The sequence below is a fragment of the Thauera sp. ZXT1-4 genome (assembly GCF_052598215.2).
Window position 1 is genome coordinate 1 of the sequence record NZ_JBQWSN020000047.1, and the last position, 10,955, is coordinate 10,955.

General features: G+C 56.9%; 13 protein-coding genes. 11 read left to right on the forward strand and 2 right to left on the reverse strand.

Features of this window, described 5'->3' with window-relative positions; genetic code table 11:
* Window positions 1–103 precede the first annotated feature (103 nt).
* From ACUH78_RS18020 to ACUH78_RS18050, 7 genes are all read left to right on the forward strand, one after another.
* Window positions 104–370: a hypothetical protein gene (locus tag ACUH78_RS18020; RefSeq protein WP_445334307.1), complete on the forward strand. Its 267-nt coding sequence runs from the start codon at window positions 104–106 to the stop codon at window positions 368–370.
* Between the two features lie 640 nt (window positions 371–1,010).
* On the forward strand, window positions 1,011–1,937 hold the full coding sequence (locus tag ACUH78_RS18025) for an NAD(P)/FAD-dependent oxidoreductase (protein WP_445334308.1): 927 nt from the start codon (window positions 1,011–1,013) through the stop codon (window positions 1,935–1,937).
* A gap of 16 nt (window positions 1,938–1,953) precedes the next feature.
* Window positions 1,954–2,229: a hypothetical protein gene (locus ACUH78_RS18030; RefSeq protein ID WP_445334309.1), complete on the forward strand. Its 276-nt coding sequence runs from the start codon at window positions 1,954–1,956 to the stop codon at window positions 2,227–2,229.
* A gap of 17 nt (window positions 2,230–2,246) precedes the next feature.
* Window positions 2,247–2,531, forward strand: coding sequence for a hypothetical protein (locus ACUH78_RS18035; protein ID WP_445334310.1), 285 nt, complete (start codon window positions 2,247–2,249; stop codon window positions 2,529–2,531).
* A 19-nt stretch (window positions 2,532–2,550) separates the two neighbouring features.
* A complete protein-coding gene (locus ACUH78_RS18040; RefSeq protein ID WP_445334311.1) occupies window positions 2,551–3,312 on the forward strand; it encodes a hypothetical protein in 762 nt (253 codons plus the stop codon).
* A gap of 411 nt (window positions 3,313–3,723) precedes the next feature.
* A complete protein-coding gene (locus tag ACUH78_RS18045; protein WP_445334312.1) occupies window positions 3,724–4,065 on the forward strand; it encodes a hypothetical protein in 342 nt (113 codons plus the stop codon).
* Window positions 4,066–4,092: 27 nt separating this feature from the next.
* Window positions 4,093–4,620, forward strand: a complete 528-nt coding sequence (locus ACUH78_RS18050) for a hypothetical protein (RefSeq protein ID WP_445334313.1) — start codon at window positions 4,093–4,095, stop codon at window positions 4,618–4,620.
* 73 nt (window positions 4,621–4,693) lie between these two features.
* On the opposite strand, the gene ACUH78_RS18055 is transcribed toward ACUH78_RS18050, so the two are convergent.
* Window positions 4,694–5,659 carry a DUF7007 domain-containing protein gene (locus ACUH78_RS18055; RefSeq protein WP_445334314.1) on the reverse strand — a complete coding sequence of 322 codons (966 nt, stop codon included), beginning with the start codon at window positions 5,657–5,659 and terminating at the stop codon, window positions 4,694–4,696.
* A 287-nt stretch (window positions 5,660–5,946) separates the two neighbouring features.
* On the opposite strand from ACUH78_RS18055, the gene ACUH78_RS18060 reads away from it, so the two are divergent.
* From ACUH78_RS18060 to ACUH78_RS18075, 4 genes are all read left to right on the forward strand, one after another.
* Window positions 5,947–7,353: a phosphoadenosine phosphosulfate reductase domain-containing protein gene (locus ACUH78_RS18060; protein ID WP_445334315.1), complete on the forward strand. Its 1,407-nt coding sequence runs from the start codon at window positions 5,947–5,949 to the stop codon at window positions 7,351–7,353.
* A gap of 136 nt (window positions 7,354–7,489) precedes the next feature.
* On the forward strand, window positions 7,490–7,795 hold the full coding sequence (locus ACUH78_RS18065; protein WP_445334316.1) for a hypothetical protein: 306 nt from the start codon (window positions 7,490–7,492) through the stop codon (window positions 7,793–7,795).
* A gap of 55 nt (window positions 7,796–7,850) precedes the next feature.
* On the forward strand, window positions 7,851–8,321 hold the full coding sequence (locus ACUH78_RS18070; protein ID WP_445334317.1) for a thermonuclease family protein: 471 nt from the start codon (window positions 7,851–7,853) through the stop codon (window positions 8,319–8,321).
* Between the two features lie 34 nt (window positions 8,322–8,355).
* Window positions 8,356–9,237, forward strand: coding sequence for a replication initiator protein A (locus tag ACUH78_RS18075; protein ID WP_445334318.1), 882 nt, complete (start codon window positions 8,356–8,358; stop codon window positions 9,235–9,237).
* A 296-nt stretch (window positions 9,238–9,533) separates the two neighbouring features.
* Here ACUH78_RS18075 and ACUH78_RS18080 read toward each other — a convergent pair whose 3' ends face one another.
* Window positions 9,534–10,814, reverse strand: coding sequence for an RNA-guided endonuclease InsQ/TnpB family protein (locus ACUH78_RS18080; protein ID WP_445334319.1), 1,281 nt, complete (start codon window positions 10,812–10,814; stop codon window positions 9,534–9,536).
* Window positions 10,815–10,955: the final 141 nt, after the last annotated feature.

Below are 10,955 nucleotides of genomic sequence, written 5' to 3' on the forward strand. Positions count from 1 at the left end.
TGCGCCGCGGCTATCCGGTCGCGTACAAGCCGGTGGCCTAACTAAACGGCATTGATATGCGGACGGGAAGAAGCGCGGCGGTCGCTTATCCGGTTCGCAATGGGTGCATTACTTCAAGGTGCAGGCCATCGAGCAAATTCCCGAGCCGGCCGCTGCAGGGATGTCGCGTCAGCTACTGCCATCGCGGAAGTCGGTTGCGAGTCTCAATGAGCCGGTCGAAATCACGCTCAGAACGCATTGCCCGGCCAAGTGGGCCGTGGTCGACATGGAAACCGGCGAGCTTTGGGGCCACGACGGTGCGCAGTTCCGGCGGCTGTCGGCGGCCGAGGCGGCTGATGTCGCGACCGTGGCAAAACAAGCCAGCCAATAGGAAAAGGATGCAATGCGACTTTCCACTGACCAAGCCGCTGTCGCGTTGATGCTCTCTGGGGCAAGTGAAAGGGATAAGCAGTCTCGCCTCGACGGATTGCTGACCGAATCCGCCGTCCGACACGGCCAACAATGCCCGGACTGCTCGTCCTCCGCTGTCGCGGACAACGGATTGCGTGGGGCCGAACTCACGTTCTTTTGCGAAGACTGCGGCCATCAGTGGTCGCCAAACATCTGACCAAGGGAAAGACCATGAAGCGCAAACCATCCCCCAGTCGGCTCGCCAAGGGCCTTGAGCGCGCGGCACATGAAGCAGAGAGGTACGCGTCCAGGCTACGTGAGATTGGCTTGGATGACTCTGCGCGTGGCGTATCGACTGCAGCGCGCGAGCTTTCTGCCGCAGCGGAGAGGGCGGCGGCAAAGGCCGCAGGATAACCAGGAAAAGGAATTCGACATGGCGACAAAGTGGAAGATCACTAAACCGGCCGGGCCGGTGGAGATTGAAGCGCACCAGGCGACTACTACGGGGTCCGGAGTTCTGGTCCTCAGTATGAACAGCGGCGAGCTTGTCCATGCGTTTGCGCCTGGTGCTTGGCTAGAGTGCGAGGTAGTGAGCCAGGGCGCTCAAGGTTATTACTCCCATGGTTGATACGGTCATTGTCGGTGGAGGCCCGGCCGGAGCATCCTGTGCGCTCTGGCTCAAGATGCTTGGATTCAAACCTTGCATTATCGAGCGCCGGGCATCACTCGGCGGCCTGCAAAACGACAGCCCCTATCCAAACCAGTGGATCGCGCCGATCTTCGGCAAGTCGGGGGCCGAGGTTGCGGCCGAGATGCATGCCCACATACTGAGCCATGGGATCGAGTGCCGTTTGGGCGAGGCTGTTGTCGAGGTTTCCTCAAGAGGCAATGGCTTTGCCGTCACAACAGACATCGGGGCGCAGATCGACGGGAAAACCGTGGTTTTGGCGTCCGGCGTGCGTCCATCAACCGGCGACCTGAAGGCTGCGCTGAACCTCTTGGTTGGCCCTGGAGTCCAGGTCGCATCCCAGGATTTTGCCGGCAAGCAGGTGGCGATTCTGGGTGGTGGGGACAATGCTTTCGAGAATTACCTATTCATCAAGAACCGCGGGGCGGCTAATGTCCATATTTACGCCAGGTCGATTAGGGCGCGCAAGGAGTTCCTTGAGACCGTTCCAGTGGAGGATGTCCACGTTGGGCAATACAGTGTCGACGAAAGACAAACCACGGTCTCTGGCCGCCAATACGACCAGATAGTGGTGCTCTACGGCTGGGAGCCCCATCTGCCGTATGCCAAATCCCTTGGGCTTGCCCGCGATCCCCGTGGATTCGTACTGACCGATCCCGATTGTCAAACTTCGGTGCCTGGAGCTTTTGCTATTGGGGAGGTGGCGCAACGCATGCACCCTTGTTGCGTCACTTCGATGGCGGATGGGGTGGTTGCGGCCAAAGCGATTCAACGTACCCTGGAGCGTGATGCTGTGACCAAGTTCGTCGCCACGGCTAAAAGAGCAGGCCAATTGTTCAAACAAATGGCGCGAGCCTGACGCCACGGAAAAGAACATGAGCGAAGCGACCACCAAGGACGGCATCGAGGTCAAGCAGGGTCAGATTTGGCGTGACCTGGACAAGCGCATGCCGAATCGGCACTGCAAGGTTTCATCGGTGCGCGACGGCAAGGCCATCATGTTCCTTTGCACCGAGAACGGGCGGGTCATCAACGCCATGCGTGAAGTCAAGGTGTCCGTCGTCCGCATGCACAAGTCGAGCACCGGCTGGGCGCTAGTGCGTGATTCCGAAGGCAACGTCATCCGGCCTGTTGAGGCCGGTGCCGACTAACCCGGAAAAGGACGGCGATGACCCCCGGAAACGCATACGACTGGCTGGCGCCGAAACTGTCGGACGGAGAGCGGCAGGCGCTGGACGTGATTTACGCCGCGACCAAGGCCGGCACCGATGAGGTGCTTCATCCTCTCGGGACGCCGGTCGATATGCGCCCGGTGCTCGCAATGATTCCGCAGCAGCGCCAGCGGCAGGACGCCACGGATGCGCAGTTACGGGACTTGCAGGCGGTCGCCAACCGGTTGGGGATGTACGACGCCGCCGATGTGCTTCGCGGACTCCTCGAACACACCAACTGACAAGGAAAAGAGGATGTGTATGTTTGGGAACAAGACGCTCGAACTGTTGAAGAAAATTCTCAGCCGGTACCACGGTGGCATCTACAAGCGCATTGATGAGAACCGCGAACTGTTGGAATTGCTCCAGCGAGAAGCGCCGGAGTTGCTTGCCAAACAGCCTTGGGTTGTGGGCTGGCTGGAATCGCAGGACGGCTTCTTGCGTGACCTCGAATCGGCTGTTCCACTGACCGACGTTCAGTTTCCGAAACAGGACAGTTTCCCCCGCCCGTGGCCTACAGCGAAGAAAGCGAGCGTTGCGACCATCCAAAGCGACCTTTCAACTCCAGCAGGCTGGGGCTTGCCGGAGGACATCGTTTTCCGCGTTACTCGCGGCGGCCAAACTTCGCCTACCCCGTGTACCTTTGCCCAGATGCTTGACTTCCTGGACGCATGCGGACTCGATCCGTCCAGAGATGAGGCGCAAGTCGCAGGAATTATCGCCGGCCTCCCGTTCGAAATGGATGGCGCCGCCATGCAGTTCGAGCAGGTGCGGAGCAATGGGGCCAGAATCGATTGGGCCATGCACGCCCATCCGCTGAAACAGATCACCATTGAACTCCAGGGCACCAGGCATAGCGAGCCTACCAGCATGCTTCAACAAGTCGAGGAAATCGTTGGCCGAATCAAGAACGGAGACACCCAAGGGGAAGCCTCGGACGATGACTTCGGCTACAAGTTCTCGGTCGAGCTACGAAGCGACAATCCGTCCATTTTCGGCAATGCGCCGACAACCTCGGCCTGATGCCACGGAAAAGCACTCAGGGAGGCAGGCAGTCAAGTCTTGAACGACTACCAGGAACCGATCGAAATCTAGGCTCACCCCTCGCGGGTTGAAGCCTGAGCACAACCGGAGCCCGGCTCTCTCTTCAAAGAGAGGCCGGGTTTTTTTCGTCTTCTGCCGTCGTGTTTGTCACTCAATGACGGACAAGATGGATCGGTGAGCCAGGCGTTAGAATCTCTCATGGAGAGGGGTTCGAACTGGCCCGATGAAGTGACCGGACGGCACGCAAATTCCCAGCGCCGCCCGCCCGCTCGATCTGCGCTGGCTGCCGCCGATCGCGGTCAAGCTGGACGACGTCGGTGAGCTGCCGGCGACGATTCATCCAGTCAGCTCATCCTCTCGGTAAAAACCGTCTAACTCAAGGAAAGACTGATGGGTCTTTATCGAATTCCCGAATCAGTGAAAGAACGCAAATTACAGGAAGTTCGCAAGCGACTTGAGGATGCAACGCCCGGCTCAAGAATATCAAAATCATCCAGTATGTCAGACATCAATGCGCTTGAAATATTGGCGCTCACCAGTTTTCTGATTCTCATCCTTCTCGGAATCGCAGCGCTATTTACTGGGAAAAACTTCATACAATTGTTAACGCTTTACTCACATTCTCTCGGGAATTCACTTTTGCTAAGTGGGCTGACTTTTTGGATGTCGATCATTGGTTTGGCAACTGTTATTAATTCACTTTTTTCTAAAAAGAACAGCAAGCAGGACTAAAACGAATAAACCTGAGGATAAAAAAACGTGGTCACTATCAATCAGCCGGCCCTGTTTAGCGAATGTCTACCAAGGCTGATACAGGAGAGAGAGCGACTTGGTCTCAGCCAAGCCCAGTTCGCTTGTCTGGCGGGGGTTTCACTCGAAGATCAGGTTTCTCTTGAATCTGGGAAATGGGATAATTTCCCTAAGGATTACCTTCATGGTGCGCAGGAAGCCGGGGCAGATCCACTGTTCATTTTGGGACACTCAAGTGAATCCCGGGCAGGCACTCTCGTTCAACTGGCCTTCGGCTCTACGCTTGATCCCGATACCGACTTTGGTGATGCGGTGCTCCTCCTGCGTAAATCAATACAGGCTGTGAACGCTTTTGTCGGCGATGGCGCAGCAGAGCGGTTTCCGCAGCTTGTTGTGGCGGTGATGGATGCGACGATTAAAGCACGGTACGCGTGTGGCCTTGGCGGCTATGAACAGTTGGTAGGCAAGATTTCTGATGCGATATCATCCGTAGGTGACGCAATAACAGATGCTTTTACCCGTGAAGATACTCGGTAAAACACCCGTACCTCTAACTCCGCCGGGGCTGAAAAACAGCGTCAGTGAGCTGCCGGCGAGGGTCTGCCCGGTCTTAGTCTTGATCCGGTGACTGCGATTCGACCACTTCTGCAAGCGCGGCCTCGTCGTGTGCCTTTCGCGCTTGCATTCGTTCCTCTTCACGAGCCTGCCAAGCCCAATGCTTATGCCAAGGACCGGCTAGTGTTGGCCACTCCCCGTCAACACGAGGGGCGTTCTTTAAGGTCTGAACCCAGTCCCAAATAGTCGGCACAAAGCAAAACTCAGGAAGTTCTTCGCCTGGATGGACTTCCGTAGAGGTTGGATAGCGAACGGGGCGACGGTTCAAATAAACGCATCGTGCCAGGTAAGCAACCACCTCTTTTTCATCTAATTCGTCGACCGGTGTGCTACGGTTCCAGTCGATAACCTCAACCGAATCCAATGCGTTCGCCAAAGACAGACCCATTGCTTCGGCCTCATCTGGAAAACCGAGAGCAACCAGGTTGTATTCTCCGTCTTCTTCGTAGGCTCCATGGCCAAGGCGCAAATGCGGCGGCATTGCTGCTTGGCGTTCAGGAGAAAGCAGGAGTCCTCCATGGCTGCCGGTGGTGATGGACGCGACCCCCGGAGCAATTTCTTCTTTTTCTTCGATTGGCCCCCAGGGCGAATCGTTGTCTTCCATCGCTCGCCTGTACTTCGGTGAAAAACCGACTCCGGAAGTCGAGATGACACGGAACACAGACCCATGCGCGTAATCGAAGCCCAAAAGCCGTGCCAACTGGAGGGTGAATCGCTCCTCAGCATCATCGGGGCCTTTGTCGATATAAATTGGGGTGTGAGGTTCCTTCAGAACTGTCGTCATCTGACGCCAGCTTTGATGCCCCATCGCTTTCGCTAAGAGCTCCTGCGTCTGCTGGAGCGTCAAAAATTCCGCATCCGGGTTGTAACCGTCAGACGTAATGCCGTGGAACTGGAGGGCATCGCACAGACGGCGAGCCATTTCCTTTGCGTCTTTGGTGTGTGCTGGCAGCAATAACATGACAACTCCTTGGTCGAGAGGTCATTGGTGGCTCGCTCACCATCGACCTCGGCAAGAAGTTGATGGAACAAATGAAAACGGACAAGCGGCAGTGCCATCACGGCTTACCCATTGCGAGCGGGACGCTGTCTGCCAAGCGCACCTGATTCTATGTTAGTCGCGGATAAAGGCGCAATGAGTTAAAAACCAGCGCAGCGATCCTTCTTGGCCCTGCATCTGACGCATGAGCCGATTCTCAAGCCCCACCCGGTATCTCCTGAGCACAGCCCAAACCTCAGGAGAAAACCATGTCACTCTCGCAACTCCCCCCCGATACCTTGGCTCGTTGGGGGGTCGATCCCTCCTGGTTCACCCTACCCGGCCAGCCCACTGACCAACACTGGATTCCGGTCAGCGGCGGCGCCGACAGCAGTGCGCTGGCCATCCTCATGCACCTGATGTACCCGGAGATCGAGTTCAAGCTTCTGTTCACCGACACCCTAGCCGAGGAACCCGAAATCTATACCACGCTGGACAAGCTCGAGGCCTTCCTGGGTGTCCAGATTATTCGCCTCAAACCCGAGCTTGGCCTCTACGAGCTCATCGAGAAGTTCGGCGGCTACATGCCGTCCGCGTCTTCGCGTTACTGCACAAGAGAGCTCAAGCTTCGTCCATGGGAGGCCTTCTTGAAGGGCCAAATGCAGCAGAACCAAGCTGTGCACACCTACGTTGGCGTTAGGGCCGATGAGTCTTCAAGATTGGCCTTTGCTCACCCGCTCATCGAGACGCACATGCCGTTCTTAGACCTCGATCTCAGGCGAAAAGAGGTCTATAGGGTGCTCGCCAACACGATCGGTATTCCTCGCTCGTACGACAGGCGTTCACGCAGCGGGTGCTCCTGCTGCCCCTTTCAGCGGACCACCGAACTGGTCGGTCTTTACCAGGCGCAACCGATCGAGTTCAAACGGGGGATGAGGGTCGAGAAGCCGGGTGCAGCGGACCTGCGTCGCTTCCCCGCCAATGCAACCCCGGTGACGGCCGAAGTTGGCCTCACGGCAAACCACCTGTCTTTCCCGATCCCGGCTCGGCTCATCGATCCGGACGCATCTCCTTCTGCATGGGGGAGATGGCAGGGCAGGGGGGAAGTGTCGTTGTTTGGGACGACAGGCTTCTTCGTCGCCTACGAGTTCCTCGTGCATCCAGGCGTGGGAGGGGATGGGGTCTGGTGGCAGAACTTAGTCACCTTCTCTACCTCGCTTGCGGGCATTAAGAAGCAGATGGACACCTTCTACCAGCATCGTCTCTCGACAGCGGAGCTGAAAGGGATCGATGAAGATCAGATGCGCGAAGAACTGCGTCTGGTAATCGCTTTCATCGAAGCGCCGGCCGATCTCGTCGACACCGACAAGCTCTCAGCCGAATCCTTCACATGGAAGCCTGGGGTCTCTTTTGCTCAGATCCGTCATTTGGTGGACTGGGGGCGTAGGTCCTTGCATGCGGCCTGGATCAAGCAGGAGTTGGCACGAACGGTCGATGCAGAAGACCACCCTCTCGGATGGATGTATGAGCATCGACAGGGCTTGAAGTCAGCGCTGAAAAAGCTTCACGACGTGACTGGCGATGTCGTGTGCTTCGATCTCTATGAGCCGAAGGAGCCTGACCCCGAGGAAGAGTTCGAGGAGAATTTGATAGCCTGCCCGATGTGCAGTATCTGACCCACTCACAGCCCCATATTCGTTAATCACGATATGGGGCTTTTTCATTACAATAGAATAAACGACAGGCGTTTGACGATAATTTTTCGTCCTCTAGAATGAGCTTTCCTATTGATCAATAGAGTGGAGCACGAAAATGGAGTCTGAGAATCCCATTGAGGCGAGCAAAAATTGGTTAGTTGAATGCGGTTACACAGAGTCAGAGGCGAAAAACCTTTTGCGAGCCCTTCGCCACGAGAACCCTGAGACGCTTTGGGAGTTGGCGCCCAAATGGATAGAGCATGTTGGTGAGCACAAAAAATATCAGGCCGGTCTTCTTGACCTCGTTGCCCAAGGCTTCATCACTGTCACTGCCAACGAGAATGGCGAATGGCTTTTCGAACTCAACACCACAGGTGACGCACGGTCACGTGAACAAATGCCCGCGCATTCCCCTTCCTAGCCGCACTGAAGCGCAGCTTCATCAGCGCGAGATCTCTCGTGGAAGAGTCCGCCAAATGCTGAAAGCTTGTTTCCTCGCCGTTGCCTTGAGCTTCTACGCTTGCCCCGCCCTCTCAAGCGCCTCAGAGATCGTCGGCACTGTTGTCGGCGTAGCTGATGGCGACACGTTGACGGTTCTTGATTCGGGACGAAGGGAGCATCGAGTTCGGCTGGCCGAGATCGACGCCCCAGAGGCGAGCGGTCAAGCTTTTGGTCAGCGGGCCAAACAGGCGCTTAGCGGGTTGTGCTATAGAAAGACGGCACAGGTCACCGTTCACACCATCGATCGCTACGGGCGCAACGTGGGCACTGTGACGTGTGAGGGAGTCAATGCCAACGCCAAGATGGTCGAGTTGGGTTTGGCTTGGGTTTATAAGCAGTATGCGTCCGTCGACTCCCCTCTGATCGATCTTGAGCGCACTGCCCGCCAAAAAAAATCGGGCTTTGGGTCGACGCGAACCCGGAACCGCCCTGGCAGTGGCGCATAAGCAGTACGCGCAACAGGAATAACCGAGGCCTGCATTGAAATCCGAAAACTCCGTACCCGTTTTATCCGCTCAAGTTGCAGCCACACCTGAATGCCCACCACTGGCGCCCTTGGACCACCTAGACCAGCCTCTTTTCCTGACCGACTTCTTCGATTACGTTTTGAAGGAAGACGGAGTGACGATGGAGGCGGCCATCTTCGCGATTTCCAGCAAGCCTGATCAGACCGCGTGGGAATGGAAAGGCGAGGACGGGAAAAGCCGCGTCAATATTTATCCCTCCCCCATCCATGGGCGAGCGACCCAGTTCGACAAGGATTTGCTGATTTTTGCCACATCTCTGGCGGTAAAAGGCATAAACGTCGTCATGTCGGACTCGTGCGGCACAGTTGTTCGCTTCCGATTGAGCGACTACCTTGTATCAACCAACAGGCCGCTGAACGCAGACGCCGAACAGGAAACGGAATGCGCACTTGGGCGTTTGCGTGGGACATTCATCGAAACCAACATACGAACGGGGGGGAGGCGCATAAAGGGAGGTTTCGGAATTATCAGTTCATGGGAAATGACTAAGGAGGCGAATGCAGCCGGTCGGGTGATTCATATAAAAATCGCCTTATCCAAATGGATTTCCAATGCGCTTAGAGCCCACGAGGTCGTCAGCATCCATCCAGATTATTTTCAGCTCAAGACGGCGCTGGAACGGCGATTTTATGAGCTGGCCAGGAAGTATTGCGCCCACCAAACGACGTTCAGCATCGGTCTGGCCAAACTCAAGGACCAGGCAGGAAGCACCGACGATTTAAGCGACTTCCGGCGTCAGGTCCAGGCAATCGTTGAACTGCCTGGACATACGGTTACGATCGACGACGACAAAGTGACGTTCCGCGCATCTGATACCTTTCCCATCCTGGCCTAAGGACGAAGAACATTGAAGACGAGCGAATCGGAAACGAAGCTGGAAGGGCTTGGTAATCGACTTTTAACGGTGATCCATCATCTGCACATCACGCAATCAGAATGTGCCCGCCGACTAAAGAGCTCGCCTGGCTTCATCAGCGACGTCGTGCGCGGGAAAAAGAACCCGGGGCTGACTTCTTGTTCGGCCTCCGCGAGGCCTTCGGCGTCAGTATCGACTGGTTGCTGTCGGGAGACGGAGTGATGTTCGGTGGGCACGGGATCGACCTGGAGTTGTTGCGATGAACCCTCCCACCGCTAAACGCCTTGCGTTGTTGTAGCGGGGGTTTCGCGGGTCATAGACCTTGACTTGCGCGACCTTACGGTCGGCAGCGGTTTGGGTCTCGCCGCCACGCCCGTTCCAGGCGTGTGCGCATCGATGAGGACCACCGACGCACTGTTTTGATCGCGGGGTGCCGTATGCCCACAATGCGGGCAGACATGCACTCGCTGGGCGAGCGTCTTGGGCACGGTGGCCCAGCACTTCGCACAGCGTTGCGAGGGTTTGAGTTGGCGTGTATTCGCCAGGTGCAGCCTCGTGCCAGCTTCCGCCGCTTTGTACGAGAGCATCTGATGCGCCATACCGAAGGCTGCCGAGAGGATTTCCCGGTTGAGCCCGGCCTTCTGCCGCACGCGCCGGCCCGGTGCTTCCACCGTTCCCCGCGCACTGCGGCTCATGTTCTTTGGGGCCAGTTCTTCCGTGGCGATCACCGCGCACGTTTGAACGAGCTTCGTGGTTTGCTGATGCACAAACTCTCGACGCAGGTTGGCGATCCGCTCATGCAGGCGAGCCGCCTGCCAGGAGATGCGCTTGTAGCGCAGCGAGCCTTTACGCTTTCTCGCCCGCTCCCTTTGCAGCGCAGCCAGTTTCGGCAACTCCTCCCGCACCCATCTTGGGTTCGCAATTGCTTTGCCGTTGTCGAAGGTTGCCCAGTCGGAGATGCCGAAATCGATGCCGCGATGTTGGGCATCGCTACGCTCACGAGCACAGGCCGTTTCCTGCACGCGCAAGGTCACGGAGGCGAACCATTCGCCGTTCTTTCGAGTGATCGTCAGATCATTGGGCTTTGCCTCACTACCGAATCGATGTTGACCGCGCAAGCGAATGGACATCGCATCCTTGCCGCTGCCCAGGCGTAGCGTTCCACCGCGTTTGCCGCACTGCATGAGTTTCCAGCCCGCAGGATCGGGATAGCAAAAGCCCGAGAACCGTGCCGACGACTTGAACCGAGGGAATCCCGGTGTCTGTCCAGCCTTGACGCGGCGAAAGAACGCGGCAAAGGCCAGATCGAGTCGGCGCAGGGTTTGCTGCAGGGCGTGACTACCGAGTTCGACCAGTTCCGGCCGTGCTGCCTTGATTTCGGGTAGGACGTTCTGCTGGTCGTAATAGGAGATCGACTTGCCGCACTTTCGGTATGCCTCGATGCGCTCTTGCAGCGCCGCGTTGTACAGCTCGCAGTGCAAGCGCACCCAGCCGGTGAGCCGTTCGGCCTGCCGTGCGTTGGGGTACAGCTTGAAGGTGACTTTGCGGCGTTCCATGCGGATATACTACAAGAATTCTATTAAGGCGCAACCATGGAAAACGCCAACAAATCTAGTTCGCACGCAGTTTTTAACCTTAAGCTACATATTATTTTCGTGACGAAATATCGGCGTAAAACGCTGACGCCGGAACTGCTT